This is a genomic window from Streptomyces alboflavus (assembly GCF_000716675.1).
Classification (GTDB): Bacteria; Actinomycetota; Actinomycetes; order Streptomycetales; family Streptomycetaceae; genus Streptomyces; species Streptomyces alboflavus.
This window is the reverse complement of sequence record NZ_JNXT01000017.1, coordinates 32,165-57,795: the sequence shown is the minus strand read 5'-3', so window position 1 is coordinate 57,795 and position 25,631 is coordinate 32,165. Positions and strand designations below refer to the sequence as shown.

The 25,631-nt window shown below is 71.8% G+C and carries 24 protein-coding genes; 13 read left to right on the top strand and 11 right to left on the bottom strand.

Annotation, left to right across the window (positions count from 1 at the left end; all coding sequences use genetic code 11):
* Positions 1 to 522 precede the first annotated feature (522 nt).
* Together OO63_RS14670 and xylB are read right to left on the bottom strand one after the other, a co-directional pair.
* On the bottom strand, positions 523 to 1,653 hold the full coding sequence (locus tag OO63_RS14670) for an ROK family transcriptional regulator (RefSeq protein ID WP_051810900.1): 1,131 nt from the start codon (positions 1,651 to 1,653) through the stop codon (positions 523 to 525).
* Positions 1,654 to 1,783: 130 nt separating this feature from the next.
* Entirely contained in the window at positions 1,784 to 3,229 is a 1,446-nt protein-coding gene (gene xylB / locus OO63_RS14665; protein WP_030359286.1) for a xylulokinase, read from the bottom strand.
* Positions 3,230 to 3,365: 136 nt separating this feature from the next.
* Between xylB and xylA the strand changes: the two genes are divergently transcribed.
* Together xylA and OO63_RS46325 are read left to right on the top strand one after the other, a co-directional pair.
* Positions 3,366 to 4,532, top strand: coding sequence for a xylose isomerase (xylA, locus tag OO63_RS14660; RefSeq protein ID WP_030359287.1), 1,167 nt, complete (start codon positions 3,366 to 3,368; stop codon positions 4,530 to 4,532).
* A 366-nt stretch (positions 4,533 to 4,898) separates the two neighbouring features.
* Complete coding sequence (locus OO63_RS46325; protein WP_030359288.1) at positions 4,899 to 5,159, top strand: hypothetical protein; 261 nt, start codon at positions 4,899 to 4,901, stop codon at positions 5,157 to 5,159.
* Positions 5,160 to 5,209: 50 nt separating this feature from the next.
* Here the strand turns inward: OO63_RS46325 and OO63_RS14650 are convergent, their stop codons facing one another.
* From OO63_RS14650 to OO63_RS14640, 3 genes are all read right to left on the bottom strand, one after another.
* Positions 5,210 to 6,580 carry an esterase-like activity of phytase family protein gene (locus OO63_RS14650; protein WP_030359289.1) on the bottom strand — a complete coding sequence of 457 codons (1,371 nt, stop codon included), beginning with the start codon at positions 6,578 to 6,580 and terminating at the stop codon, positions 5,210 to 5,212.
* 354 nt (positions 6,581 to 6,934) lie between these two features.
* A complete protein-coding gene (locus tag OO63_RS14645; protein ID WP_199819501.1) occupies positions 6,935 to 8,299 on the bottom strand; it encodes an SWF or SNF family helicase in 1,365 nt (454 codons plus the stop codon).
* Positions 8,296 to 11,175: a DEAD/DEAH box helicase gene (locus tag OO63_RS14640; protein ID WP_169786613.1), complete on the bottom strand. Its 2,880-nt coding sequence runs from the start codon at positions 11,173 to 11,175 to the stop codon at positions 8,296 to 8,298. The genes OO63_RS14645 and OO63_RS14640 overlap by 4 nt, the downstream gene beginning before the upstream one ends.
* 247 nt (positions 11,176 to 11,422) lie before the next feature.
* On the opposite strand from OO63_RS14640, the gene OO63_RS14635 reads away from it, so the two are divergent.
* The gene (locus OO63_RS14635) at positions 11,423 to 12,487 is read left to right on the top strand and encodes an acyl-CoA desaturase (protein WP_030359292.1); all 1,065 of its coding nucleotides are present in this window, start codon (positions 11,423 to 11,425) and stop codon (positions 12,485 to 12,487) included.
* A 106-nt stretch (positions 12,488 to 12,593) separates the two neighbouring features.
* Positions 12,594 to 12,776, top strand: a complete 183-nt coding sequence (locus OO63_RS14630; protein ID WP_030359293.1) for a hypothetical protein — start codon at positions 12,594 to 12,596, stop codon at positions 12,774 to 12,776.
* Positions 12,777 to 12,843: 67 nt separating this feature from the next.
* Here the strand turns inward: OO63_RS14630 and OO63_RS14625 are convergent, their stop codons facing one another.
* Together OO63_RS14625 and OO63_RS14620 are read right to left on the bottom strand one after the other, a co-directional pair.
* Positions 12,844 to 13,782 carry a hypothetical protein gene (locus OO63_RS14625; RefSeq protein ID WP_030359294.1) on the bottom strand — a complete coding sequence of 313 codons (939 nt, stop codon included), beginning with the start codon at positions 13,780 to 13,782 and terminating at the stop codon, positions 12,844 to 12,846.
* Between the two features lie 477 nt (positions 13,783 to 14,259).
* Complete coding sequence (locus OO63_RS14620) at positions 14,260 to 14,559, bottom strand: hypothetical protein (protein ID WP_030359295.1); 300 nt, start codon at positions 14,557 to 14,559, stop codon at positions 14,260 to 14,262.
* A gap of 100 nt (positions 14,560 to 14,659) precedes the next feature.
* On the opposite strand from OO63_RS14620, the gene OO63_RS14615 reads away from it, so the two are divergent.
* Positions 14,660 to 15,565, top strand: coding sequence for an oxygenase MpaB family protein (locus tag OO63_RS14615; protein ID WP_030359296.1), 906 nt, complete (start codon positions 14,660 to 14,662; stop codon positions 15,563 to 15,565).
* 28 nt (positions 15,566 to 15,593) lie between these two features.
* Here OO63_RS14615 and OO63_RS14610 read toward each other — a convergent pair whose 3' ends face one another.
* Positions 15,594 to 16,115 (bottom strand): PadR family transcriptional regulator, encoded by a 522-nt coding sequence (locus OO63_RS14610; RefSeq protein WP_030359297.1) that lies wholly within the window; start codon positions 16,113 to 16,115, stop codon positions 15,594 to 15,596.
* Positions 16,116 to 16,237: 122 nt separating this feature from the next.
* Between OO63_RS14610 and OO63_RS14605 the strand changes: the two genes are divergently transcribed.
* Positions 16,238 to 16,993: an alpha/beta fold hydrolase gene (locus OO63_RS14605; RefSeq protein WP_030359298.1), complete on the top strand. Its 756-nt coding sequence runs from the start codon at positions 16,238 to 16,240 to the stop codon at positions 16,991 to 16,993.
* Between the two features lie 59 nt (positions 16,994 to 17,052).
* On the opposite strand, the gene OO63_RS14600 is transcribed toward OO63_RS14605, so the two are convergent.
* On the bottom strand, positions 17,053 to 17,652 hold the full coding sequence (locus OO63_RS14600; RefSeq protein ID WP_030359299.1) for a class I SAM-dependent methyltransferase: 600 nt from the start codon (positions 17,650 to 17,652) through the stop codon (positions 17,053 to 17,055).
* Between the two features lie 153 nt (positions 17,653 to 17,805).
* On the opposite strand from OO63_RS14600, the gene OO63_RS14595 reads away from it, so the two are divergent.
* The 5 genes from OO63_RS14595 to OO63_RS14575 are packed head-to-tail and all read left to right on the top strand — an operon-like array spanning position 17,806 to position 22,721.
* Positions 17,806 to 18,579 (top strand): MHYT domain-containing protein, encoded by a 774-nt coding sequence (locus OO63_RS14595; RefSeq protein WP_030359300.1) that lies wholly within the window; start codon positions 17,806 to 17,808, stop codon positions 18,577 to 18,579.
* Positions 18,580 to 18,638: 59 nt separating this feature from the next.
* The gene (locus OO63_RS14590; RefSeq protein ID WP_030359301.1) at positions 18,639 to 21,218 is read left to right on the top strand and encodes a sensor histidine kinase; all 2,580 of its coding nucleotides are present in this window, start codon (positions 18,639 to 18,641) and stop codon (positions 21,216 to 21,218) included.
* Positions 21,215 to 21,649, top strand: a complete 435-nt coding sequence (locus OO63_RS14585) for a roadblock/LC7 domain-containing protein (RefSeq protein WP_030359302.1) — start codon at positions 21,215 to 21,217, stop codon at positions 21,647 to 21,649. The genes OO63_RS14590 and OO63_RS14585 overlap by 4 nt, the downstream gene beginning before the upstream one ends.
* An 18-nt stretch (positions 21,650 to 21,667) precedes the next feature.
* Entirely contained in the window at positions 21,668 to 22,090 is a 423-nt protein-coding gene (locus tag OO63_RS14580) for a DUF742 domain-containing protein (RefSeq protein WP_030359303.1), read from the top strand.
* Positions 22,071 to 22,721: a GTP-binding protein gene (locus tag OO63_RS14575; protein ID WP_078619132.1), complete on the top strand. Its 651-nt coding sequence runs from the start codon at positions 22,071 to 22,073 to the stop codon at positions 22,719 to 22,721. Before OO63_RS14580 ends, OO63_RS14575 begins: the two co-directional genes overlap by 20 nt.
* Positions 22,722 to 22,739: 18 nt before the next feature.
* Here the strand turns inward: OO63_RS14575 and OO63_RS14570 are convergent, their stop codons facing one another.
* A complete protein-coding gene (locus tag OO63_RS14570) occupies positions 22,740 to 23,168 on the bottom strand; it encodes a PPOX class F420-dependent oxidoreductase (protein ID WP_030359305.1) in 429 nt (142 codons plus the stop codon).
* A 93-nt stretch (positions 23,169 to 23,261) separates the two neighbouring features.
* On the opposite strand from OO63_RS14570, the gene OO63_RS14565 reads away from it, so the two are divergent.
* Positions 23,262 to 23,675, top strand: coding sequence for a roadblock/LC7 domain-containing protein (locus tag OO63_RS14565; RefSeq protein ID WP_030359306.1), 414 nt, complete (start codon positions 23,262 to 23,264; stop codon positions 23,673 to 23,675).
* A 421-nt stretch (positions 23,676 to 24,096) separates the two neighbouring features.
* Complete coding sequence (locus OO63_RS14560) at positions 24,097 to 24,981, top strand: DUF6397 family protein (protein ID WP_397622174.1); 885 nt, start codon at positions 24,097 to 24,099, stop codon at positions 24,979 to 24,981.
* Between the two features lie 19 nt (positions 24,982 to 25,000).
* On the opposite strand, the gene OO63_RS14555 is transcribed toward OO63_RS14560, so the two are convergent.
* Complete coding sequence (locus OO63_RS14555; protein ID WP_030359308.1) at positions 25,001 to 25,534, bottom strand: tetratricopeptide repeat protein; 534 nt, start codon at positions 25,532 to 25,534, stop codon at positions 25,001 to 25,003.
* Between the last annotated feature and the right edge of the window lie 97 nt (positions 25,535 to 25,631).

Here is a 25,631-nt window from a genome sequence, read left to right as displayed (position 1 = left end):
AGCCGTTCATGTGAGGCGTCCGCGAGGCGTTCACGTGTGCTGTCTGCGCTCGTTTGCGCGAGCCGTCTTGCTGAAATCCTTTGTGCACTGGCGGGTTTGTCTGCGCCCGTGCGGCCACGCTCCCGTCCCGTTGCCGGCGCGGTGGTGACCTCACGCGAAATACGTTACGGGCCAGGTCTGTCGAGGTGGAAGGGCCTGAGCCGCATCTGTGCACGGGGCGGCCAGTGTGGATAACTCGACCACTCGTGTGGGGGGCAGGGGCGGAAACCTTGGGGCGCAGGAGCGGAATCGCCGATTCATTCGCCATGTCCGCAGTGGGCCGGACGGCCATCGATCAGGCAGGCTGAAGTCGCTGACGCGGTCCCGTCATTGGGCTAAACCGGTGGCATTCCCGCAAACTCAAAAGGGAATTCCTGGCAAGGGACGTCTCGGCCGTTCCAGAAGCAAGCGGGGTGAGCCGTGCGCATGTCCAGTGAGGTCGGGTGGGACTCCCACGTGCTCCGAGCAGCCGGGCGAGCCGCCCTAAGCCACCCCCGCCGGATCGTCGAGCACAGCCCGCACCACCGCATGAGCCGCCCCCAGCAGCGGCCCGTCCGACCCGATGCCGGAGACCACGACCTCGCAGCCGGGACCTGCGATGCGGCGCCCCAACTCGCCCTCCAAGGACGGGAGTAGCCAGGGCGAGAGCCGGGAGAGCGCGCCGCCGAGCACCACAGCGCGTGGATCGAGGAGATTCACCGCACCGGTGAGTGCGACCCCCAGCGCGGTCCCGGCACCCCGCAGCGCCGCCCTGGTTTTCGCGTCCCCCGCGAGGGCCCGCTCGGCCAGCAGCCCCACCCGGTCGGCCCCCGGCGCCAGCCCCGCCGCCCGCAGCACCGCCTCTTCGCCCGCGTACTGCTCCAGGCAGCCACGGCCACCGCACGCGCACGGCGGCCCCTCCGGCCAGACGGGAACATGCCCCAGCTCGCCCGCGAAGCCTCGGCTTCCCCGCAGCAACTGCCCGTCGACCACCAGCGCCGCGCCGATGCCGATCTCGGCCGACACATGCAGAAAGTCCGCCGGCGCCGCACCGCCGAGCCACAGCTCCGCCAGGGCGCCGAAGTTCGCCTCGTTGTCCACGGTCAGGGGCAGTTCCGAGGGGAGCAGGGCGCCGAGGTCGGCGTCGTGCCAGTCGAGGTTGGGGGCGCGTACGACGGTGTGCGTGTCGCGCACGACCAGACCGGGGACGGCGACCGCGAGGCCTGCCGGACGCAGTCCTTCCAGTTCGGCCTCACCGGCCACGTCCCGGATGAGGGCGGCGAGGTCGGCGAGCACGGGCCGGGGTGTGCGGCCCCGGTTGCCGACGCGCCGCACGGCACGCGCGCGTACCTCACCGCGCAGGTCGACCGCGCACACCGCAAGGTGGTCGACACCGATCTCCGCCCCGATGCCGGCAGGTCCCCGAGCGCTGACCGCGAGCGCGGAGCCGGGGCGGCCCACCCGGCCCGGACGCTCGGGGCCCAGCTCGTCCAGGAGTCCCGCACGGATCAACTCGTCCACCAACGTGGACACGGCGGCGCGGGTCAGGCCGATCCGGGACGCCACAGCGGCGCGCGACAGCGTGCCCTGTGCGGCGACCGCGTGCATCACCCGGGAGAGGTTGCGGCGGCGCATGCCCTGCTGGGTGTCGGCGAGGCGCTCACGGGTGCCGCGAGCGGGCCGTTCCTGCCGTGGGGTGAGTGTCCGCTCCCGCGTCGCAGCGGCCTCTGCCCCGCCTCGGCCGTCCTCCACCCGCTCCGTACCGTCACGCCCCATGATCCCCATCCAGCAAGGGTGCCGCATCGGAGAGGAGGGACGAGATCCTGACGAGCGTCGGCTCGTCCCGTTCGACTGCCTCCAGGACAGGCCCCCGGGCGGTGCCCCAGCGCCGTGCGACCGCGGCAGGGTCTTCCCCGGAGAGGAGTCCGGCGGCCTGTGCGGCGGCGCCCAGGGCGACGAGTTCGCGGGCTTCGGGGATCTGAACGGGCCTTCCGGAGAGGCGTCGCACGGTCTCCTGCCAGGCCGTGCCGCGCGCGCCGCCGCCGATCAGCAACAGCGGCTCGGAGCGGTCGGCCTCCGCGTCCAGTACGGCGTCCAGTGCTCCCAGGAGAGCGTGGACCGCGCCGTCGTACGCCGCCTGGAGCACCTGTCCCGGCGTCGTGTCGTGGCGCAGGCCGTGCAGTGTCCCCGAGGCGTGCGGCAGGTCGGGCGTGCGCTCGCCGTCCAGGTAGGGGAGGACGGTCACGGCTCCGCCGGGCTGCACGGCTTCCCGGTCGAGGCTGAGGAGCGCGGCCACCCGGTCGATGGCCTGGGTGCAGTTGAGCGTGCAGGCCAGCGGCAGCCACGCACCGCGCGCGTCGGCGAAACCGGCGACCGTTCCGGTCGGATCCGTCGGGCGGCGCTCAGAGACGGCGTACACCGTGCCGGACGTACCGAGGCTCAGGACCGGTGTGCCCGGCCGCAGCCCCAGGCCGAGCGCGGCGGCCGCGTTGTCGCCGGTGCCGGGAGCGACCAGCGTGCCCTTGGAGAAGGGCAGTTCATTGCTGCCGCGCACCGTTCCGGCGACCTCTCCGGAGTGCACGACACGCGGCAGGAGCGCCGGATCGAGGCCCACGAGGCGCAGGATCTCCTCGTCGTACGACTCGGTCGCCGACGCCCACCATCCGGTACCGGAGACATCGCCGCGGTCGGTCGTCCCGGAGCCCGTCAGGCGCTGCGTCAGGTAGTCGTGGGGGAGGCGCACCGCGGCCGTGGCGCGGACCGAAGCGGGCTCGTGCTCGGCGAGCCAGGCCCACTTGGTCACCGTGAACGAGGGCCCGGGGACGCTTCCGACGCGGTCCGCCCACGCCTTGGCGCCGCCGAGCCGCTCCACCAGCGCTCGGGCCTGCGGCGCGGACCGCACGTCGTTCCACAGCAGCGCGGGCCGCACGGACCCGCCCCGGGCGTCGAGTGTGACGAGCCCGTGCTGCTGTCCGCCGACCGACACCGCGGCGGCCTCACGCGCGGCGGCGCCGCACTGGCGCAGGGCCTCGCAGAGGGCGTCCCACCACTGCTCGGGATCGCTCTCCCGAAGAGCCCCGGAACTGACCGTGTGGGGGGCCTGGCCGCTCGCCACGACCTCCCCGGTCCCCGCGTCGACGACGAGGGCCTTCGTGGACTGCGTGGAGCTGTCCACACCGACGACGAGGGGGCCTGATGGCGCTGATGACATCGGCGACTCCGTTCTGGCGGCTCTCCCGGGCGTGCGCACGGGAACGTGCTTCCTTCGACCTTCCCAGCGGTGCGTGAGGATACTAATTTGTAAATCGCCATGACGAAATGGTCGAGGAGCCCGCGAGGAGTCGCACATGAACTATCAGCCCACCCCTGAGGACAAGTTCAGCTTCGGCCTGTGGACCGTCGGCTGGCAGGGCCGTGACCCGTTCGGGGACGCCACCCGGGCGCCGCTCGATCCCGCCGACTCCGTACGGCATCTGGCCGAACTGGGCGCCTACGGAGTCACCTTCCACGACGACGACCTCATCCCGTTCGGGTCGACGGACGCCGAGCGCGCCGGGCACGTCAAGCGCTTCCGGGAGGCTTTGGACGCGACCGGCCTGGTCGTGCCGATGGCGACCACCAACCTGTTCACGCACCCGGTGTTCAAGGACGGCGCGTTCACCGCCAACGACCGCGACGTCCGCCGCTACGCGCTGCGCAAGACGATCCGCAACATCGATCTGGCGGCCGAGCTCGGCGCCCGCATCTACGTCGCCTGGGGAGGCAGGGAAGGCGCGGAGTCCGGCGCCGCCAAGGACGTGCGCGACGCCCTCGACCGCATGAAGGAAGCCTTCGACCTGCTGGGCGCCTATGTGACCGAGCAGGGATACGACCTGCGCTTCGCCATCGAACCCAAGCCGAACGAGCCGCGCGGCGACATACTGCTCCCCACCGTCGGACACGCCCTCGCCTTCATCGAGCGCCTGGAGCGGCCCGAACTGTACGGCGTGAACCCCGAAGTGGGCCACGAGCAGATGGCGGGCCTGAACTTCCCGCACGGCGTCGCCCAGGCCCTTTGGGCGGGCAAGCTCTTCCACATCGACCTGAACGGCCAGAACGGCATCAAGTACGACCAGGACCTGCGGTTCGGAGCAGGGGACCTGCGGAGCGCCTTCTGGCTGGTCGACCTCTTGGAGCGGGGCGGTTATGAGGGGCCGCGCCACTTCGACTTCAAGCCGCCGCGTACGGAGGACGCCGCCGGGGTGTGGTCATCCGCCGCCGGGTGCATGCGGAACTACCTGATCCTGCGCGACCGTACGGCGGCCTTCCGGGCCGACCCCGAGGTGGCCGAGGCGCTTCGTCAGGCACGCCTGCCCGAACTGGCACGCCCCACCGCCGAGGACGGGCTCGCGGGCCTGCTCGCCGACCGCGGTGCGTACGAGGCCTTCGACGTGGAGGCGGCCGCTGCGCGCGGCATGGCCTTCGAACGGCTCGACCAGTTGGCCATGGACCACCTGCTGGGGGTGCGGGGCTGATTCCGGCTGCTGGGCGTGTGGGGCTGATTCCGGTTCGGCCGGGGCGGTGCCGCCCGACGCGCAGCGGGATCTGTGCCGGAATCGTCCGGTCCGTGGGGCGGGCGTGTAGCAACCTCCGCGCGGGGGTCGCTTCTTGACCGCTTCGGGACGACTCTTGGTGGTATGAGCATGCCGCCGGTACCGCCGCAGCCTCCGCCGCCGGGTGACGTACCCCCTCCGGGGAGTGGCGACTTCGGGCCACCTCCCGGAGGGTACGGTCCTCCACCGGGCGGATACGGTCCGCCTCCCGGATACGACGGTCTGCCGTCACAGCCACCGCCGGGCAGGCCGCCCGGGCGGCGCAACGGGCTGGTCGTCCTGCTCGCCGTGATCGTCGCCGTGGCAGTCGTCGTCGTGGTGGTGCTCCTGGCCACCGGAGGCGACGACTCCTCGGACAAGAAGAGCCCTTCCGAGGAGACCAAGAGCCGCGTGCCCAGGCCCACGCCGTCGCTGAGCATCCCCTCGGAGATCCCCTCAGAACTCCCGAGCGAACTGCCCAGCGACATCAGGACCCGACTGCCCAGCGACCTCCCCACGCTGCCCACGGGGCTGCCGAGCGACCTCGAATCGCTGATCCCGACGGGCTGAGGCGGCCTGCGCCCTGTGCGGGTCACAGGCCTCTCTGTGCCCTTTGTGGGTCACAGGCCCCTGGGGAGCCGCACGTACGTCACGCTGGTCTCGATGCCGCTGTCCACCAGTCGGCCGTGCTTGTCGAACGCCTCCGGCCCGTCGGTCATCCCGAAGTCGTTGTCGTTGATCAGTGCCAGCGTGCGGTTGTCCACACGGGCCACGCCCTCGATCTTCCCGGGTACGCCGTCGACGGTTCCCAGGTCGACCACCAGGCGCTTGCGCAGGACCGGCACACCCGAGGCGGCCGGGTCCTCCAACTGCTCCAAGGACGGGCGCGTCGCCGCGTCGTCCCAGCGTCCGCCGAGAATGTCGGCGCGCCGGTCTAGGCGTACGACCTGCAGCCGGGCCGCCTTGTCGGTGCGCTCCTCGACGAGCAGCCGGTCACGGCCGACGGCGACCACGGAGGAGATCTTGAGCTCGGAGGTTTCGTCCTCGCCCGGGTCCACGACACCGACCGGGTCGAACCGGTACGCGTACTCGGCGGTGACCGCCTGCTTCCGTGGTGAGAACCGCAGCAGCCGTGCCGTCCGCGAGCCGTCACCCGCTTCCCCGTCCGGAAGGGACAACGGGCTCTGCACCGCGAGCACCAGCTCGCCGTTCGGCAGGAGAGCGAGCCCTTCGAAGCCGCGGTTGATCTTCCGGTGCAGCAGCACGGCGGGCAGTGACTCCGACACCGGATAGCCCGCGCCGCGCAGCTTCAGCCCCTTGGGGACGTACCGCTTGATGACCTTCCCGCGCGCGGAGACGTGGACCAGCGACGGACCGTACTCGTCGACCAGCCAGAAGGAACCGTCCTCGGCCCGGACCATTCCCTCGGTGTCCAGCCCGTTCGGGTCGTACGAGAGCGGCTTCTGGGCGTTGTACGTGTAGGGGGCCTCGTCGCGGCTCTCCTGGTTGGGCAGACCGGTGACGGGCTTCCCGGAGCGGGTGGTGATCGGCAGCGCGTCGATCACCTTCACCGAGCGCCCGGACACCCGGACCTTCACGATCGCCGGGTTGAAACCGGGCACGGGGAACGTGCGGCGCTTCTTGCCGTCGACCTTGATCTGGCCGTTGGGGCCACGGTCGGTGACTGTCCAGAACTCGCCCTTGCGGCCCGCCGGGAAGATGTCGCTTCCGATGCCGCCGAGGTCCACACCCCGGTCGTCTCGCACGGTGCCGGGGAGCAGACGGTTGCTGAAGGGGCCCAGAGGGATGTCGCCGAGTGTCGCCGTGGCGGTGACGCGTGCTCCCCTGACCTTGCTTCGACCGTCGTCCGTCGAGCCCGTCGGCGCGCCCACCGCGGTTCCGGTGACCACCACGGCGGTGAGCAAGGCGAGCGGCACGCCGAAGACTACGGAGCGGTGGACACGACGCTGGTCGGCGGCGCGCGAGGGCATCAGGCCTCCTGGGGCACGATTTCGGTGACGGCGCCACCCTTCGCCGCCGTCACGAACGTCAGGGGGCACACGGGTGAACGGCGCATGGCGACGCGCCGACGGCGCCTCCCGCGAGGGGCAGGAGGCGCCGTCATCACCGGGGCGATCAGCAGTGGCGGGGGCACAACGCCCTGTCATCTCCCCTTCGGCTTGGCCCGCACGACTGAACCGGCGTGATCCACGGTCCTGGATGTCATGACCGCACTCAATCGCTGACCAGGGTGAGTGCGTGCGCCGGTGTTCCCGGCGCACGTGTCACCACCGCCGTCACGCCGGTGGCCGCTGACTGTGTTTCAGCCACAGTCGCCGCGCCGGTCACTCACCCGCGGTGACGGCGGCCAGCGCGGTAGCCGGGTCGTGCGCCGCCGGACCTGCGGGCACCCAACGGCCGCGCTCCTTGCGGTAGGGCCACCAGCGTCCGTCGCGCCCGTGGCGCAGTTGCGCGTCGGCACCGGTCACCGTCCAGCGGTTGCGGGCCGCGCGCAGCGTGGGACGCTCGCCCTCGTCCCAGGCCGCGTCCAGAGAGGCACGCGCGCGTGCCAACGCGTCCGCCTCCAACACCCACTCGTCCTCAAGGACGACCAGCGCGGCACGCCCGCCGTACTCCCAGGCCCGTACCGCTCGGGCCAGACCGTCCCGGTCGCGGCCCGAGGCCGCGGCGAGCCGGTCCACGACCGCGGGCTCGGGAGAGGCGGCGGCGAGCCGGACGGCGTCCTCTTCGAGCGTCAGACCCGGCTCGGCGGGCTGCTCGTCGTGCCCAGGGACGAGCGCTTCGGCCAGCAGCCGGTGCGCCTCGACCGCCGCCCGGGCCGCCAGGAACTCCAGCGCGGGCACGTCCACGCCGGGCGCGGGCTCCACCTCCGTGTCCAACGAAGGCGGCAGGCCGGGTTCTGCGGGCAGCACGGGCGGTTCGGGCAGCGGAGGCAGCACCGCGCCGTCCGCGTACGCCTCAGCGGCGTCCACGCCCTCCTGAGCGGCCTCCGGCGCCTCCCCCTGCGAGGAGTCCGGCGCGGACTGCTGCGCGACGCTGCGGACCTGCAGCTCGTCGAGGAGCTCCCGTTCCCCGCGCCCCCGCATCAAGAGCAGCACGAACGGATCCTGGTCGAGCAGGCGGGCCACCTGGTAGCACAGCGCTGCCGTGTGCCCGCAGTGGTCCCACGCGTCGCAGTCGCACTCCGGCTCCAGATCGCCGATGCCGGGGAGCAGTTCGACGCCGGCGGCCGCGGCGTCCTCGACCAGGTGCGGCGGCATCTCCCGGTCCAGGAGCGCGGCGATGTGCCCGGCCCGCTCGACGGCCATGCCGAGGAAGCGGTCCCACTCGTCGTCGCTCAACTCCTGGAGCAGCACGTCGGAGCGGTGCGGCGTGCGGTCCTTGTCGTGCACGACCGCGGTGATGCGGCCAGGGCGCACGGAGACCGCGCCCACATGACCGGCGCGCGCGAGCCGGCGCCCCGCCTTGAGCTGCTGGAGGTCCAGCGCCGTGTCCTCCAACGCCTTCAACCACGCCTGACCCCACCAGGTCTCCGCGAAACCCCGCCCATGGGCCGGAGGCAGCGCCGCGAAGGTCCGCTCGTTGTCCTGCCCGGCCGATGCGCCGTGTCCGGTCAATGCGTCGCCCCCGTCGTCGATCCTGCTGTCCTCGTGTGCCTCGTCATACGTCTCGTCGTACGCGTCACTCATCGCGTCGTCCCCCCTCGCAGCGCGACCAGGTCGGCCAGCTCGGCGTCGCTCAGCTCGGTCAGCGCCGCCTCTCCGGAGCCGAGGACGGCGTCGGCGAGTTCGCGCTTGCGCAGCAGCATCTCGGCGATGCGGTCCTCGATGGTGCCCTCCGCGATCAGCCGGTGCACCTGTACAGGCTGCGTCTGCCCGATGCGGTACGCGCGGTCGGTCGCCTGGGCCTCGACCGCGGGGTTCCACCACCGGTCGTAATGCACGACGTGCTCGGCCCGCGTGAGGTTCAGGCCCGTACCCGCCGCCTTCAAGGAGAGCAGGAAGACCGGGACTTCACCGTCCTGGAAGCGCCGGACCATCGCCTCGCGCTCGGCCACCGGGGTGCCGCCGTGCAGGAACTGCGAGGGAATGCCGCGGGACGACAGGTGCTGCTCGATGAGGCGCGCCATCTGCACGTACTGCGTGAAGACGAGCACGCTCGCGTCCTCGGAGAGGATGGTGTCGAGCAGTTCGTCGAGGAGCTCCAGCTTTCCGGAGCGTCCGGTGATGCGTGGCTTGCTCTCCTTGAGGTACTGCGCGGGGTGGTTGCAGATCTGCTTCAGCCCGGTCAGGAGCTTGACGATGAGGCCGCGCCGGGCCAAGCCGTCGGCTCCGGAGATCTCGGCCAGCGTCTCGCGGACCACTGCTTCGTAGAGGCCCGTCTGTTCGGCGCTCAGGGAGACGGCGCGGTCGGTCTCCGTCTTCGGGGGCAGCTCGGGGGCGATGCCCGGATCCGACTTGCGGCGCCGCAGCAGGAAGGGACGCACCAATTGGGAGAGCCGTTCGGCCGCGGCCGGGTCGGAACCGCTCTCGACGGCCTGCGCGTAGCGGGTGCGGAAGGCGCCGAGCTTGCCGAGCAGCCCCGGAGTCGTCCAGTCGAGGATCGCCCACAGCTCGGAGAGGTTGTTCTCCACAGGCGTGCCGGTGAGCGCCACGCGCGCGCGGGCGCTGATGGCGCGCAGCTGCTTGGCTGTCGCCGAGTACGGGTTCTTGACGTGCTGCGCCTCGTCGGCGACTACCATGCCCCAGCCGACCGCGTCGAGGCGGTTCGCGTCGAGCCGCATCGTTCCGTAGGTGGTCAGGACGAACTCGCCGTCCGCCAGGTCGTCGAGTCCACGCTGCGCTCCGTGGAAGCGGCGCACGGCCGTGCCGGGCGCGAACTTCTCGATCTCCCGCTGCCAGTTGCCCATGAGGGAAGTGGGGCACACGACCAGCGTGGGTCCCGCGGTCGCCTCGTCGGTCTGCCGGTGCAGATGCAGTGAGATCAAGGTGATGGTCTTGCCGAGGCCCATGTCGTCGGCGAGGCACCCGCCGAGCCCCAAGGACGTCATCCTGGCCAGCCAGTTGAGCCCCCGGAGCTGATAGTCGCGCAGGTCCGCGGCGAGCGCCGCGGGCTGTCCGACGGGCTCCATGCCCTCCGGGTCCGAGAGCCGCTCTCGCAGGGTTGCGAGCCAGCCCGTGGGTTCGACGTCGACACGGCGGCCGTCCACCTCGGTGGTGCCGGTCAGGGCGGCGCTCAGGGCGTCGATGGGGGTGACCTTGCGGTCCTGCTGCGCGCGGGCGCGCTGAGCCTCGTGGGGGTCGATGAGCACCCACTGGTCCCGCAGCCGCACCACCGGGCGGTTGGCCTCCGCGAGCCGGTCGAGCTCCGCGCGGCTCAGCTCCTGGTCGCCCAGCGCGAAACGCCAGTTGAAGGCGAGGAGGGCATCGGCCGAGAGGTACGACGGAGTGTCCGACCCGAGCTTGTCGGGCCTCTTCCCGCCCTCGTGCTCGGCGTCGTCGGGGCCGATGTACGCGCGGGCGGTGAGGCTGCGCGCCAGTTCCCTGGGCCAGTGCACGTCCACTCCGGCCGCCGCGAGCATGCGGGCTCCCGGGCCGAGGAGCTCGGTCACGTCCTCGTCCGCGAGCTCGACCGCGTCCGGCACGGGTGCTGACAGCAGCGGTCCGAGCGGTGCCCACGCGCGCGTGGCGCGACGCAGGGCCAGCAGGGCGTCCATCCGGGCGCGCGGCCCGAACGAGCCCGCCGTGGCGCCGGAACCGGCCCACACCTCGGCGGCGTCCGCGACGAGCGAGGGGTCGCAGACGCTGTGGACCTGCAGGACGGCCCGGAACGGCAGCCGGGTCTCGGCGGAGGTGTCGGACAGCAGACCGGGCACCTCGACGCGCAGCGAGATCCGCACACCGGCGTCGTGGCCTGCCGCGACGTCCAGGGCCCAGGCGCGCTGTGCGGGCAGATGCTGGGGTTCCGGTGCGGCGAACGCGGGCCGGCCGGCCGCCGCGGCAGCCGCGGGGGAGCGCGGCAGCGTATCGGCCACGGCGTCCAGGAACTGGCGCAGCAGCCGCTCCGGTGCGGGCAGGCGCGGTGGCACGGCGGCGTCGAGGGGGACGGCGTGGGCGGCCGGTGGCATCGACGCCGCGAGGTCACGCAGCCGCCGCAGGTCGTCCGCGTTGAGCGGACCCGCACGCCAGGCGTCGTGATCGCTGTCGGTGAGCCCGGGCAACAGTAGGCCGCGGGCGGCCAGTTGCAGGGCGAGGACGGTCGCCGTACCCCAGAAGGCGGCGGTGGGATGCGTGCCGGACGCGGCCCGCGCGCGGGTGAGGACCGGCAGGGCGGCGTCGACCGGCAGCAGTGCCGCGGGTACGACGACGAGGTGGATGCCGTCGTCGCCGGGTACGGCGACCGTCAGCTCGCCGACTTCGCCAACCGTCGGGGCGGGCGGGGTGCGGCCGTCGGCGTGCCAGAACGCGACCTGACCGGTGCGCCCGGGGTCAGCGGGAACGAACACGACAGAGCAGCGGGACAGTTCTGCGATCTCGGAGAGGGGGACAGCGGAGTGCTTGTGCACAGCTATGGCGCATTCCTCAAACTTGACTAATGTGACGGGAGCGGCCGAGGATACCTCGCAAACCGCATCCCGGGGCGCTTCGTACGCTGTGATGCGTGCCACTTCTTCTGGGGGGTGTATCCAGCACCCCTCTGCGCGGGCGCTTGCCCCCGGCGGAACACGGGGGGTGGCGCCATGGTCGCCGAAGGTCACAGATCCGTACGTTTCCTGAGGTCAGAGCATCCTCACGGAGACCGGAGACCTCGTCATGGCCCAGGCTGCCGCAGCCGTCGCGGAACGCCCCGGTGGGATCAGCGCACGGCAACGTTCCGGGAGCGACTTCGCCCCACTCCTGAGGGCCGTCAAAACGCAGGGGCTCCTCGACCGGCGCACCGGCTGGTACGCGCGCGGCATAGCCGTGAACGCAGCGGCCTTGGCGGCTGTCGGCGCGGGACTGTTCGCCATCGGCCACACCTGGTGGGTGCTGCTCCTCGCCCCGGTGCTCTCCGTCCTGTGCGCGCGCACCGCCTTCATCGGGCACGACGCCGGGCACTCCCAGATCACCGACAACCGCGCGGTGGCGCGCCTGATCGGCCTCGTCCACGGCAACCTGCTCCTCGGGATGAGCGTGAGCTGGTGGAACGACAAGCACAACCGCCACCACGCTAACCCCAACCACACCGAGAAGGACCCGGACGTCGCCGCCGACATCCTGGTGTTCACGGCATGGCAGGCCAGGCCCCGGGCCGGATTCCGGCGGTGGCTCACGCGCCATCAGGCCTGGCTGTTCTTCCCTCTGACGCTGCTCCAGGGCATCGCCATGAAGGTCTACGGATTCCGTGACCTGCGCCGCCAGAGCCGCCGTGAGCGAGCCGTCGAAGGCCCCCTTCTGGTCGTCCATCTCGTGGGATACGTGACGCTCCTGCTGGCGGCCATGCCCCTGGGGCACGCGCTCGCCTTCGCCGCCCTCCACCAGGCCCTTTTCGGCCTGCACCTGGGGATGGCCTTCGCCCCGAACCACAAGGGCATGGAAATGCCCGACCCGGACGGCGAGCGGTGGGGCCACCTCAAGCGCCAGGTCCTCACCTCACGGAACATCCGCGGCGGCGCGCTCACCGACTGGTTCCTCGGCGGGCTGAACTACCAGATCGAGCACCACCTCTTCCCGAGCATGCCGCGGCCGCATCTGCGCCTCGCCCAGCCCCTGGTCCGTGCGCACTGTCATGCTGTGGGTATGTCTTACGCGGAGACCGGGCTCGTCGACTCCTACCGGCAGGTGCTTCGCCACATGCACGAGGTGGGCGAACCGCTGAGGACACTCAGGGTCGAGTAGGGGACGCACGTCAGGGATCGGTCAGGGTCGCGACCTGGAACTGGGTGCGGTCCGATCCCGTTTCTCAAGACAGAGAGCGGCACCTGCCGCGAAGGAGGCGACGGACATGTCGAAAAAGGCGAAGATCGCCGCAGGAGGCGTGGCGGCCGGGCTGATCCTGCTCATCTGGCTGCCCTGGTGGCTCGCGTTCCTGATCGTGGTCGGCGTCCCGGCCGCGGCCTATCTGACCCTGGATTCCGGACAGCGGCGCAGGCTGCGCCGCGTCACCCGCAAGGAGCTCGGCCGCTGAGCCGCCATGGCGCGGCAGCGCGTCCCGCGCAGCCGTCCACGGCATGAGGCGGTGCCGAACGCCTGAGTCAGGAGGGGCGCACCGCCATCTTGTCGAGCGCTTCGAGCAGCCCCGGAAGCTCCGGCCCGCGTCCGACCGGCAGCACCTCGCCCGGCTCCTCGTCGAGCAGTACGAAAGCGATGTCGTCGGTCCTCGCGACCATGGACCAGCCGGGACCGTCGGCGCGCAGCGTGCGTGCCTCACCGGAGGCGAAGGATGACCGCACCCGCCCCAGCGGCGGCGGCGTCTCCACGTACGCACGCGCCTCGGCGAGGACCCGTCGCACACCGGTCAAGGGCGCTGATGAGGCCGAGCCCTCGGGGCTGCTCCCTCCGGCAGGGCGCGCCCCGTCCGCGTTCCCGCCCGGGTTTCCCTCCACGGTGGGCTCGGCCTTCGCGCCGCTTGGGCCCGCCCCGGCGTCGTCCCCAGCGCCGTCGCCCTCAGCGATGCCGTCCGTGTCGAAGTTCGCGTCGTCGATCTGCTCGCGCCACGCGGCCCACTGGAGGGCTATCTCGTCGGCGCCCAGACGGCGCTGGGCCGGCCCCCAGGCGTCCGACTGCGGCGGGGCGAGCGGGAGCTGCTCGGGCTGTTCGGGGTCCGGCTCGGGGTCGTGCGGCGCGGGCACGCCGGGGGCCGCGACGGCCACCGCGAGCGGCCAGCCTGGCAGCGCCGCGACCACGGTGCGTTCGCCGGGCGACAGGTCGTACTCCATGCCGCAGTCCCAGGAAGCGATCGCGACGGCGACGAGCGACACGTCGTCGGTGACGACGGTCCAGCGCGCACCGGCGCTGTCCTGTCCGAGCACCAGGCCGTACCCGGCAGCCAACGGCGGCAGCCCGAGCGCGGCACAGGCTTCGGGATAGTCGTCACCGAGCACGCTCGGGAACTTCGCGGGCATCAGCAAGACCGCCGTCAGTACGTACAGCGCGTCGTCATCGGCGGCGACAGCGTCGTCCGTGGCGGCCATGCTGCCTCCCCATCACTAGCCTCTGCTTGCTCCGTCGGCGCACCTTAACCATTGGCTCAACACGTCGTCGAGGGGCGATGACCAGGAAATTCGCTCGTACGGCGACGGAGCGGCCACCTAGGCTGCCCGTCATGCCCAGCGCCAGATCGCACTTCGTCTGTCTGCCGTGCCGCGCGTCCTTCAAGAAACCGTCGGACTTCGCACGGGTGCGCCACGACGTCTGCCCGCAGTGCGGTCGCCACCTGCTCGACGCGGGCACTGCCCTCGCGGTGCCCAGGCGCAGGGACACCGCCGCGTGGCGCGCCCTCGCGGTCCTCCTGGCCGCCGGTGTGCGCTTCCGGCCGGACTGCTGCGGCTGTGGACCTGGCTACCGGCCGCGTACGCCCCGCGAAGTCCGCGAACGTCTGCTGCACGCCGCAGACGCAGGGGTGCCCATCAGTGCGGCCCTCGTGTGCCCGGACCCGACGCACTCCGACGTCAGGCGGCAGGCAGGCCGAGGAGCGTACGCGCCACGTCGCGCGGCGACTCGTCGCGCTCCCGCGCGAGAGCGATGACGGCTCGGCAGGCGAGTTCGTTCACCCCGAAGGACAGGGCCTCCGGAGAAACCCACCCCGCGGCCTCGTCAACGCCCTCCTGGTCGTCCTCGGCGCACGCCGCCACATAGACAGCGGCCGCCTCGAAGAGGTTGTGCGGGCGCTGCTTCTCGGCGACCGCGGCGGGCGCAGCCGGTTCCGACGCCACGCCCCGATGCCAGCGCTTGCGGATCTTGTCGAACATTCCGACCGCCTTCCCCCATGTGGATCACACCGTGGAGCACGTGAACTGCAGATCCCCAACGTAGAGTTGGAGTCCCGGCTGTAGATAGGGGGACCGTGCGGTGAAGCGCTACGAACGGCTCCGGCACATCCGGCGCCTGGCCCCGGAGAAGGACTTCCTGACGATCTACCGGCTCTCCGCGACGTACGAGTTCCCCTGGGACTTCACCCGCGCCCTCGAGCTCGCGCTCTACCGCACCTACGCCGTCCCGAGCATCGGCCGCCTCCTCGCACGGACCGCGGAGCTGACGGACCGTACGCAGAAGCGGTACGACGACACGGCGCTGCTGCTCGACGCGGTCGTAGAGCACGGCTTCGACAGCGACGTCGGCCGCACGGCCATGCGGCGCATCAACCAGATGCACGGCAGCTACGACATCGCCAACGACGACATGCGGTATGTGCTCTGCACCTTTGTGGTGACGCCCAAGAGGTGGATCGACACCTACGGATGGCGCAGGTTCTCCCAGCACGAGGCCGCCGCGTCCGCCGTGTACTACCGCACGCTCGGGCGGCATCTGGGCATCCAGGACGTCCCCGGCTCTTACGAGGAGTTCGCCGCGTGCCTCGACGCCTACGAAGAGGCCCATTTCGCCTGGGACGAGGACGCGCGAACGGTCTCCGACGCGACCATCGACCTGATGGCCTCCTGGTACCCCCGCCCCCTCGCTCCGCTCCTGCGCGCGGCCACCGTCGCCCTGCTCGACGACACCCTGGTGAATGCCTTCCGCTACGACCAGCCCCATCCCGTCACCAGGACGCTCGTCCGTGGCGCGGTCCGGCTGCGTGGTCGCGCGGTACGCCTGCTCCCGCCGCGCACGGCCCCGCACTACGCCCGGCAGAACCGCGAGATCAAGGGATACCCGTACGGCTACCGGGTGGACGAGCTCGGTACGCGTCCCGTGCCCGGGGTGCGCGGCTGCCCGGTGCGCCACGCGGATCCGTCGGCGCCGCCGCGTCCTGAGTGACCGCGGCCTCGCTTCCCGCCCGCCGGTCTCAGTCGAGTGACACCAAGGTCTTGCGGAGCCAGGCGAGTTCCGCGCGGCTCGTGGCCCTGGCGATGGTGAGGATGCCCTGCCGGAACGGATCGTCGAGCTCTTCGGCGCGCAGCGGACGGTCGCCTTCGTAGAAGAAGCTCGCCGGCTCCTGCAGGAAGTCCAGACGGCGCCGCAGCACTCCGGCCTGGGCGTCGGCGTCGTCGAGGTGGCGCAAGAACGCCAGCAGCGTGAACCAGCGGTTCTCGTCAGTGATGTCCGCCCGTGCGGGCTCCGTCAAGCGGCGGCGCAGCGCGCGCCTGCCGGCATCGGTGAGGCTCAGGACGTGACGCGGCGCGGCGACGGCGCCGGGCTGGGTCTCACGGGCCAGCAGGCCTGCCTTCTCCAAGCGCTTGATGGCCGGGTAGAGCGTGCTCTCCGCGACCGGACGCACGTGCCCGGTGAGGGCCGTGATGCGCTTGCGCAACTCGTAGCCGTGCAGCGAGCGGTCGTAGAGGAATCCGAGGATGGCGAGCTCCAGCATGCCCGTATTCTGCCGCATTCACGGTGTACATCGACTCCGTAATACATCGATACCGATGTATAGTCTCCGGAGAGGCGAGGCAACGGGATGTCAAGCCACGAGGCGGGGGGATGGACGTGACCATGCGTGACGCGCGGTTCGATGTGCGGGGAAGTCGGATCCGGTGGACGGAGTCCGAAGGCGTCGGACCGGCGCGTGTGTACGTCCACGGCCTCGGCGCCGCCTCGGCCGCCTACCACGCGCACATCGCCGCACGCCCGGAGCTGGCCGGGCGCAGATCGCTGTTCCTGGACCTGCCGGGCCACGGCCTCAGCGACCGCCCCGCCGACTTCGGCTACACCCTGGAGGACCACGCGGATGCGGTGGCGGCCGCACTGGAGGGGGCCAGGGCGCACGGGGCGGAGCTCATCGCGCACAGCATGGGCGGCTCCGTCGCCATCGTGCTCGCACATCGGCGGCCGGACCTCGTGTCACGCCTGGTCCTCACGGAGGCGAACCTCGATCCGGCTCCTGCGGAGACAGCGGGCAGCAGCCGAATCGCTGTCTACGAAGAGGAGCAGTTCGTGAAGGAGGGGCACGCCCGCGTACTCGAGCAGGCGGGGCCCGTGTGGGCTGCGACCATGCGGCTCGCCGACCCGCGGGCACTGCACCGCAGCGCGACCGGGCTCGTCCGGGGCACCGACCCCACCATGCGCGTGATGCTGATGGGCCTCTCCGTAGAACGCGTGTTTCTGCAAGGCGCGCTGAGCGGTGAACTCGTGGGCCATGACGAACTGGTGGCGTCCGGGGTGCGGGTCGTCACGGTTCCGGGCGCCGGGCACAACGTCATGCTGGACAACGCGACGGCTTTCGCCGCGGCGGTCGCCGGCCGGGTTTGACTCGCTGACGCTGCGGGTTCGGGTGACGCCTGACGCTGTGCCGGACGTCACCGGCGTCGTCAGCTCTCCCGCACGGCCAGGGCGAGGAACCGGGTGTCCTCGTCGACGTACGAGTTCATGCGCCAGCCCGAACCGGACAGGAGCGGCCGGAGGTTGGGCTCCGCGCGGAGGTCGTCCGGAGTGATCTGCCGTCCCTGTCGGGCGGCGAGCACGGCCCGGCCGATGGGGTGGAACAGGGCGAGCAGCCCGCCGGGGCGTACCACACGAGCCAGCTCCCGGAGGTTCACGGCCGGCTCGGGCAGATGAGAGATCAGGCCCGCGCCGAACACGGCGTCCAGGGAATGCGTGCACACCGGCAGCCGCGCCACGTCGGCGAGCAGCAGCAGCCCGTGGGCGTCCCTGCCCGCCCGCACGGCGGCTTCGAGCATCGCCGGCGTGAGATCCGCCCCGAGGACGGCGCCCGCGGGCCCCACGGCGTCCCTGAGGGCGGGCAGGGCGCGCCCGGTGCCGCAGCCCGCGTCCAGGACGCGGTCGCCCGGCCGGAGCCCGAGCTCGGCCACCGCCGCGCGGTACGCAGGGCCGTCGTCCGGGAAGCGGCTGTCCCAGTCGGCGGCGCGTGCGGTGAAGAACTCCTGGACGTGCGTGTGGTCGTCGGTCATGTGGCTCATGATCCCGCACGCGCAGGTGTTCGTGGGTGGCGCGATCGTTCAGGGACAGCAGGTGTCGCTTGACGGCAGCATTCGAAACTTCGGGGGCAGCTTTCGAACTGCGCCCCCGTCGTGCGCCCCTGACGGGTCTAGCGTCCATGGGCCATGGGACACCTGGACCACGCCACGTTCGGCTGGCTTACCCCCGTGCTGTCGTACGCGATGGCCTGCGTCGGCGCTGCGCTCGGACTGCAGTGCACCGTGCGAGCCCTGGGCACCACGGGGCGTTCGCGCCGCAACTGGCTCATCACCGCCGCCTCCGCGATCGGCACCGGCATCTGGACGATGCACTTCGTCGCGATGCTCGGATTCGGCGTCAGCGGCACAGAGATCCGCTACGACGTGCCGCTCACGCTGCTGAGCCTGTTCGTCGCGATGGTCGTCGTCGGCGCGGGAGTCTTCGCCGTCGGCTACGGCCGTGAGCGCGGACGTGCCCTCGCGCTGGGAGGGCTCACCACCGGCCTCGGGGTCGCGAGCATGCACTACCTGGGCATGGCCGCGCTGCGGCTGCACGGTGACGTGCGGTACGACCCGATGCTGGTCACGCTGTCCGTCGTGATCGCCGTGGTCGCGGCGACGGCCGCGCTGTGGGCCGCCGTCAACATCACGTCACCCCTCGCGGTGGCCGGAGCGTCGCTCGTCATGGGCGGGGCGGTGAGCAGCATGCACTACACCGGAATGCTGGCCGTCAGTGTCCGGGTCACGCCCTCGGGCGCGGAGCTGCCCGGGGCGACGACGATGCAGTTCATCTTTCCGCTCGCCGTCGGCCTCGGCTCCTACCTGTTCCTGACCTCGGCGTTCGTCGCACTGTCCCCGAGCGCCGGGGAGCGGGCGGCCACCGTGTCGGCCCAGCGACCCGTCGAGAGCGCCACTCCGTAGCGCACGCGGACCGGCCACGGCCGGGAGGCACACGTCGCACCCTGCCGAGCGAGGAGGCCATGGAGACACCCCGGACCACCCCCGAAACCGGCTCGCCGCCCCCGAGCGCGGCACAGGCCCGAGGCCGCCGTGCCCACGCGGGCCCGCCCGCCGACGAGAACCGTGCCCCGGCGGAACCCCGTCCGGACGGGGCGCCGATCACCTCGCCGCCTGCGGCACGGTGGCGACTGCGCCCGCGCACCGTCCGGGCCAAGGTCGTCTGCCTCCTCATGGTGCCGGTCGTCTCCCTCCTCGCCCTGTGGGCCTTCGCGACGGTCAGCACCGCCCAGGACGTCGCGGGCCTGCGGCGGACACAGCAGGTGGACTCCGGCGTACGAGCGCCCGTCATCGCGGCCGTCGCCGCGCTCCAAGCCGAACGCGCCGACGCCGTGAGGTACGCGACCAAGCCCGCCGCCGACCGCGCCGCCGCCCTCAAGCGGCAAGCCGCGCGCACCGACCGGGCCGTGGCGGCGTTGCGCCTGGGCAAGGGCAACACCGTGGCCGACGGAGCGGGCCTTCCCGCGCCGGTGCCGGACCGGCTCGCGGCGTTCGTCACGGGGGCCGAGGAGCTGCGTACAGTGCGCACGTCCGTACTCGACCGTCGCACCGGATGGGACGACGCTTACGGGCAGTACACCAAGGCCATCACCGCTGCCTTCAAAGTCAACGGCGCGCTCTCCGCCGTCCATAGTGGTGAATCGGGCTCCCACGCGCGCGTACTGCTCGAATTCTCACGGGCGGGCGAGATGCTGGCCCGTGAGGACGTTCTGCTGGCGAGCGCCCGGCTCGCGGGCACCTTCGACGGCGAGCGACTGCGCAGGTTCACCGGCGCCGCCGACACCCGGCAGACACTCGTCGAGACGGCAGCGAGTGATCTGCGCGGCTCCGAACGCGCCGCGTGGCAGCGTCTCTTGGCAGGAGCCGCGTACGCCGACGTGACAGCCGTCGAGGACAAGGTGCTCCTCGCCGAGCCCGGCGAGCAGGCCCTCGCGGCGGCCCCGGGCGGCACCTGGGACTCCGCCCACGCGACCGTGCTGGACGAGCAGCGCGCCATCGCCGACCGTGCGGCACGGGACGCCGCCGACCGCGCCGACCCCCTGACCCGGGGCGTGTTCACCGCGGCCGGGGCCGCGGTGTTCCTCGGACTCGTCGCCGTCGTGGCCTCCCTGGTCATCTCCGTACGCATCGGGCGCGGCCTCGTCGTCGAACTCGTCGGGCTCCGCAACCGCGCCCTGGAGATCGCTCGCCGCCAACTGCCGCACGCCATACGCAAGCTCAGGGCGGGCGACGACATTGACATCCACGTGGAGGCGCCGCAGGGACCCCCGGCCGAGGACGAGACGGGCCAAGTCGTCGAAGCGCTCGGCACGGTGCACCGTGCCGCCCTGCGCGCCGCCGTCGAGCGGGCCGAACTCGCGAGTGGCATCTCCGGAGTCTTCGTCAACCTCGCCCGCCGCAGCCAGGTCCTCGTCCACCGGCAGCTCAGCCTGCTCGACACCATGGAACGCCGGGCGGAGGACCCGAACGAACTCAGTGACCTGTTCCGCCTCGACCACCTGACGACGCGCATGCGACGGCACGCGGAGAGCCTGATCATCCTCTCCGGAGCCGCGCCCGGCCGGGCCTGGCGCATGCCGGTCCCGCTCACGAACGTCGTCCGCGCCGCGCTCTCCGAAGTCGAGGACTACGCGCGCGTGGAGGTACGCCAGCTGCCCGCCGCCGACGTCGTGGGCGCTGCCGTCGCCGACCTCACCCACCTCCTCGCCGAACTCGTCGAGAACGCGGCCCAGTTCTCACCGCCCCACACCAAGGTGAGGGTCAGCGGCGAACCCGTGGGCAATGGATACGCCCTGGAGATCGAGGACCGGGGACTGGGCATGGGCACGGAGGTCCTGGCCGAAGCCAACCGCCGCGTCACGCAGTCCGAGGCGTTGGACCTGTTCGACAGCGACCAACTGGGCCTCTTCGTAGTGAGCAGGCTCGCCGTGCGGCACGGCATCAAGGTGCACCTGCGGACCTCGCCGTACGGCGGCACCACAGCCGTGGTCCTGCTGCCCACCGCACTCCTGCACGGCGGCACCGCTGAGCCCCCCGCAGGGCGTACGACGGACCGTCGCGAGCGTGAAGAGCCGCGTGAGGCCGAGGCTGCCGAGTACGCGCGCGTGGGCGGCGCGGCGTCCCGCAGCGCCCATCTGGCCGCCGCGGCCGGACGTCCCGCACTCGGCCCGCCGTCGGAACCCGGTCGGCCCACGCCGCCGCCCCCTGGCGTCACCGCACTCCACCTGCGCAAGCAACCGGAAGGCGCGTCGTCGGGGACGCCGAACACCGCTGCCGCGGACGCCTCGGACGAACTCCCGCGCCGGGTGCGCCAGGCGAGCCTCGCCCCGCAACTGCGCCACGGACCTCCCACCGTCGCGCCCCGGGCCGCCGACGCCTGGCCCGACAACCCGCGCAGTCCCGAGCGCGTACGGGACCGCATCGCCGCCTACCGGGACGGCTGGGCCCGCGGCGGGGGACGGCTGCCCGGCGTCATCGGAGCCGTGCCGGACCTGGACGTGGCCCACGGAAGCACTGACCGCAGCGAAGGAGAGCCCACATGATCCGGGATTCGAGCCTCACCGCCGGACGGTCCGGTGAATTGGACTGGCTCCTCGACGACCTGGTGCTGCGCGTCGGCGACGTGCGACACGCAGTGGTCCTGTCCAACGACGGGCTCGCGGTCGGCGCCTCCACGGCGCTCACGCGTGAGGACGCCGAGCATCTGGCCGCCGTCGCTTCCGGGTTCCACAGTCTCGCCAAGGGCGCGGGCCGGCACTTCGGAGCCGGGGGCGTGCGCCAGACGATGGTCGAGATGGATGACGCGTTCCTGTTCGTGGCCGCCGCTGGGGACGGGTCGTGCCTCGCCGTGCTCAGCACGGTCACGGCGGACATCGGCCTGGTCGCGTACGAGATGGCCCGCATGGTCAAGCGCGTCGGGGAGCACCTGGACACCCCGGCGCGCCTTTCCGGCCGCGAGCCGGGCTCCGGGTGACCGAGGCGGGCGGCAGCCATGACCGACGACAGGAGCGGTGCCGAGCACCGGCACGGGAGCCAGTGGTTCGATGTCGAGGCCGGGCCCCTGGTCCGTCCGTATGCCATGACCGGGGGACGCACCCGGCCGGGTCCCAGCGGTGTGCGCTTCGACCTGATCGCCCTCGTCACCCTCACCGAATCCGGAACCACCGCGACCGGGCCGGGCGGCGACGCGGCACTGGGCCCGGAGCACCGTGCGCTCATCGGACTGTGCCGCGCCGAGACCCAGTCCGTCGCGGAGCTCGCCGCCGGTGCCGACCTGCCCGTGGGCGTGGTCAGGGTCCTGCTCGGCGACCTCGTGGAGGGCGGCCACGCCGTCGTGCACCGGCCCGTGCCGCCCGCCCAGCTACCTGACGAGAAGATCCTGCGAGAGGTGATCGATGGGCTCCGAGCGCTCTGACGCCATGAGCGGCGACACCACGGTGACCGGTGAGACCGCCGGTCCCGAAGGAACCGCCGAGAGCACCGCCATGGCGTTGAAGATCCTGGTCGCCGGAGGCTTCGGCGTCGGCAAGACCACCTTGGTCGGCGCCGTCAGCGAGATCCGGCCCCTGCGCACCGAGGAACTCCTCAGCGAGGCGGGCCAGTCGGTCGACGACACCGAGGGGGTGGACCGCAAGGTCACGACGACCGTCGCGATGGACTTCGGCCGCATCACCATCAGAGCCGGCCTTTCGCTGTACCTCTTCGGGACACCGGGGCAGGACCGTTTCTGGTTCCTGTGGGACGAGCTGTCACAGGGAGCCCTCGGGGCCGTCGTCCTCGCGGACACCCGCCGCCTCGAGGACTGCTTCCCCGCCGTGGACTACTTCGAGCACCGCCAGATTCCGTTCGTCGTGGCGGTCAACTGCTTCTCGGACGCCCGGACGTACGGCGCACACGACGTCTCACGAGCCCTGGACCTCGACCGTGGGACTCCAGTGGTGCTGTGCGACGCACGTGACCGCGATTCAGGAAAGGAGGTGTTGATTCGACTGGTCGAGTACGCCGGGCGGAGGCATACCGCCCGGCTGCTCGACTCCATCGGGTGAGATGTCGGCGGAGCCCGGTCAGTCGGCGACCGCGTCCTGCGCCAGCACCTTGTCGATCCTGACCCGGACCAGCAGTTCGCCGGGAACTCCGTTGCGCCTGCCGAACTCCTCGGCCCGGTCCTCGCCCATGTACCGGCCGCCGAGACGGGTCGCCCAGTGCCGTACCTGCTCGATGTCCTCGATCAGCTCGGCGTGGCCCTGCAGGACGACGAAGCCGAACGGTGGACGGTCGTCGTCCACGCACAGCGCCACGCGCCCGTCGCGCGCCAGATTGCGCCCCTTGACGGTGTCCTTGCCGGTGTTGAACACCAGGTCGTCCCCGTCGAGGAGGAACCAGATCGGCGCGATGTGCGGGCTGCCGTTCGCACGAACGGTGGACAGCTTGGCGGTGCGGGTGCCGTGCGAGACGAAGGCCCGCCATTGTTCATCGGTCATCTTCTGTGCCATGTCCCCATCATGCTTGCCGGGACGCCGGAGGTGGGGAAGGCTGACAGGTCAGATCCTCCAGCCAGGGGGAGCGACGCAGGGGGAGAAGGGATCATGGCGCAGAACACGGGGCTCGGCTGGCTGCTCGACGACTTGACCAAACGCGTGGAGCACGTACGACACGCACTGGTGCTGTCCAACGACGGCCTGGTGACCGGGGCGAGCTCGGATCTCGAGCGGGAGGACGCCGAGCATCTGGCGGCGGTGTCGTCCGGTCTGCACAGCTTGGCGAAGGGATCCGGCCGCCATTTCCACGCGGGCAACGTACGTCAGACAATGATCGAGTTCGACGACGCCGTCCTGTTCGTGACGGCGGCGGGCGACGGCAGTTGTCTGTGCGTGCTCAGCTCCGCGCAGGCCGACATCGGCCAAGTGGCGTACGAGATGACACTGCTGGTGAACCGCGTCGGCGAACACCTCGGCGTGGGCGCCCGGCATCCGGACAGGACTCCCGTCGTAGACCTCTGACCTGCGGAAACGGTCACGCAGGCAGAGTTATCCACAGGCCGAGCGGGAAATGGGGCCGCCGGGCTACGGTTTTTCCACGAGCAATGACCACGCACGGGGGAGAACCGCCATGACGGGCGACACGCAATCCATTGACCAGCTTGTAGCCGCAGTTGGACCGGGGGCCACGTCCCGCCCTGGGTCCGCGTTCGGACCCAGGTCCGCGTCGGGACCCAGGCCTGTGCCGGGTTCGAGGTCCATGTCGGGATCCAGGGCCGCGCCCCAGGCCGGATTCGCTTTCGGGCCGGGGGCAGCATTCAGGCAAGGCGGCTCACCTTCGAGTCACCCGCCGACCTCACGGGCCGGGGCGCCGCCGACGCTCGCACGCAGCAGCGCCGCACGAGAACTGGGGCTGAAACGCGGCGAGTTCGACCTGGCGGTGATGCTGGGCCGGATCCGCACCGTCGCGGATCCGGCCGGAGGACGCCGCCGCGTGCGGCGGGAGGAGATCGACCGCGTCCGCGCGGCGCCGGGATTCCCGGAGTCCCTGCGGGATCGCGTCAAAACCGTGGGAACGGCGGACGGCGCCGCCCTCATGGAGATCACACCGGCGAGGTTCACACGCCTCGCCCGCGCGGGTGTGCTGACGCCGGTGAAGTTCTACATCAACCGCTACCGAGCGGTCGTGTGGCTCTACCTCGAGGAAGAGCTACGCCAGTTCGCCGCCTCCAAGGCCAACAAGGACCTGCTCACCGGGCGGACACCGGAAGGGCTGCGCACCCGGTTGGAAGGAGGCGCCGACCTGCGGGCGCGCACCTGGCGGAGCAGGCACGCGGGGTTTCTGCTGCGCCAGTCGGAGGACCCGTGGGAGCGTGCCGCAGCCGGTGCCTCGCTGCTGGACCCGGTGCAGCTCGCGGAGGTGGTGAGGGACCCCTACGAACGCGCCTACCTCAACCGGCTCAAGCCCGAGCCACTGACGCAAGCGGCACCCGACTCACCCACGACACGCATCGTCGAGCGCATCGTGACCGCCGACGACCCGAACGAGATCAGCTGGCTGCGGGCCAACGTGATCCTGACCATCGAAGAGGCGAGGCGGCTGCGCCCCGCGCCCCGGCCGGGCCGCCCACCCATCTCCGCCTCACCTCGTCCCCACCCGGCGCTCGACCCGGTGCCGTGGCCGACCGCGCACGACACCGCGGCTGCTCCCGGGCAGCGGGCGCACGAGACACGGCCGCCGGACGGCCGGATGCCGGAGCCGGACGGGGACAGGCGGTGCGAGGAGCCGAGAGGACTCTTCAAGTGGCTGCGCCGCAGGCGGACCTAGCCGACGCGGCCGGACCCGGCTAGACCGTAGCGTCGAGATCCTTGGCGTAGTGCTCGATGGCGGGGCCGTACACGGCGATGTCCTGGTCCCGGCTCGTCGACGCGAGCAGCTGCAGCAGGATCCCCATAGCGTCATGGGCCTTGCCCGTGTTGTACAGCGCCATGGCCAGGAAGGTCTTGAGGGCTCCGTCGTCGGGGAACTCCTCGGACGCGTGGCTGAGCGCGGCGACGGCCTCCTCGTACCGACCGAGGACCCGGTAGGTGCTGCCGAGGCCCAGGAGCGCGCCGCGGCGGTCGCTCTCCGAGAGCCCGGGCCGCTGGATGGCGCGCAGGTAGTGCGGCAGGGCCTCGGCTTCGAGGCCGAGGGTGTCGTGCACCCACGCGGTCTGGTAGGCCACTTCGGGGTCGGCCGGGAAGCGCTCGCTGAGGGGGACCAGGAGAGCGCGCGCTTCCTCGCGGTGGCCGGACTCACGGAGCCGTACGGCCTCGGCGAGTACCTCGTTGCGGCCGGCGTCGGCTTCCGGACCGGCGTTCGTGCTCTTGCGGGTGCTCATCGTCTCGCTCTCGTCCGGAATGTGACGGTCGGTCGTGTCGGCCGGCTCGTGTGCCGGTTGGCCGTGCTGGGTGCTGGGTGCTGGGTGCTGGGTGCTG

Bases quoted from the DNA above. Each gene is read 5' to 3' on its own strand.
- OO63_RS14670 (WP_051810900.1), bottom strand. From the start codon at position 1,653: ATGCGCCGCCGCAACCTCTCCCGGGTGATGCACGCGGTCGCCGCACAG.
- xylB (WP_030359286.1), bottom strand. From the start codon at position 3,229: ATGTCATCAGCGCCATCAGGCCCCCTCGTCGTCGGTGTGGACAGCTCC.
- xylA (WP_030359287.1), top strand. From the start codon at position 3,366: ATGAACTATCAGCCCACCCCTGAGGACAAGTTCAGCTTCGGCCTGTGG.
- OO63_RS14650 (WP_030359289.1), bottom strand. From the start codon at position 6,580: ATGCCCTCGCGCGCCGCCGACCAGCGTCGTGTCCACCGCTCCGTAGTC.
- OO63_RS14645 (WP_199819501.1), bottom strand. From the start codon at position 8,299: ATGAGTGACGCGTACGACGAGACGTATGACGAGGCACACGAGGACAGC.
- OO63_RS14635 (WP_030359292.1), top strand. From the start codon at position 11,423: ATGGCCCAGGCTGCCGCAGCCGTCGCGGAACGCCCCGGTGGGATCAGC.
- OO63_RS14630 (WP_030359293.1), top strand. From the start codon at position 12,594: ATGTCGAAAAAGGCGAAGATCGCCGCAGGAGGCGTGGCGGCCGGGCTG.
- OO63_RS14625 (WP_030359294.1), bottom strand. From the start codon at position 13,782: ATGGCCGCCACGGACGACGCTGTCGCCGCCGATGACGACGCGCTGTAC.
- OO63_RS14620 (WP_030359295.1), bottom strand. From the start codon at position 14,559: ATGTTCGACAAGATCCGCAAGCGCTGGCATCGGGGCGTGGCGTCGGAA.
- OO63_RS14610 (WP_030359297.1), bottom strand. From the start codon at position 16,115: ATGCTGGAGCTCGCCATCCTCGGATTCCTCTACGACCGCTCGCTGCAC.
- OO63_RS14605 (WP_030359298.1), top strand. From the start codon at position 16,238: ATGCGTGACGCGCGGTTCGATGTGCGGGGAAGTCGGATCCGGTGGACG.
- OO63_RS14600 (WP_030359299.1), bottom strand. From the start codon at position 17,652: ATGACCGACGACCACACGCACGTCCAGGAGTTCTTCACCGCACGCGCC.
- OO63_RS14595 (WP_030359300.1), top strand. From the start codon at position 17,806: ATGGGACACCTGGACCACGCCACGTTCGGCTGGCTTACCCCCGTGCTG.
- OO63_RS14590 (WP_030359301.1), top strand. From the start codon at position 18,639: ATGGAGACACCCCGGACCACCCCCGAAACCGGCTCGCCGCCCCCGAGC.
- OO63_RS14585 (WP_030359302.1), top strand. From the start codon at position 21,215: ATGATCCGGGATTCGAGCCTCACCGCCGGACGGTCCGGTGAATTGGAC.
- OO63_RS14580 (WP_030359303.1), top strand. From the start codon at position 21,668: ATGACCGACGACAGGAGCGGTGCCGAGCACCGGCACGGGAGCCAGTGG.
- OO63_RS14575 (WP_078619132.1), top strand. From the start codon at position 22,071: ATGGGCTCCGAGCGCTCTGACGCCATGAGCGGCGACACCACGGTGACC.
- OO63_RS14570 (WP_030359305.1), bottom strand. From the start codon at position 23,168: ATGGCACAGAAGATGACCGATGAACAATGGCGGGCCTTCGTCTCGCAC.
- OO63_RS14565 (WP_030359306.1), top strand. From the start codon at position 23,262: ATGGCGCAGAACACGGGGCTCGGCTGGCTGCTCGACGACTTGACCAAA.
- OO63_RS14560 (WP_397622174.1), top strand. From the start codon at position 24,097: ATGCTGGGCCGGATCCGCACCGTCGCGGATCCGGCCGGAGGACGCCGC.
- OO63_RS14555 (WP_030359308.1), bottom strand. From the start codon at position 25,534: ATGAGCACCCGCAAGAGCACGAACGCCGGTCCGGAAGCCGACGCCGGC.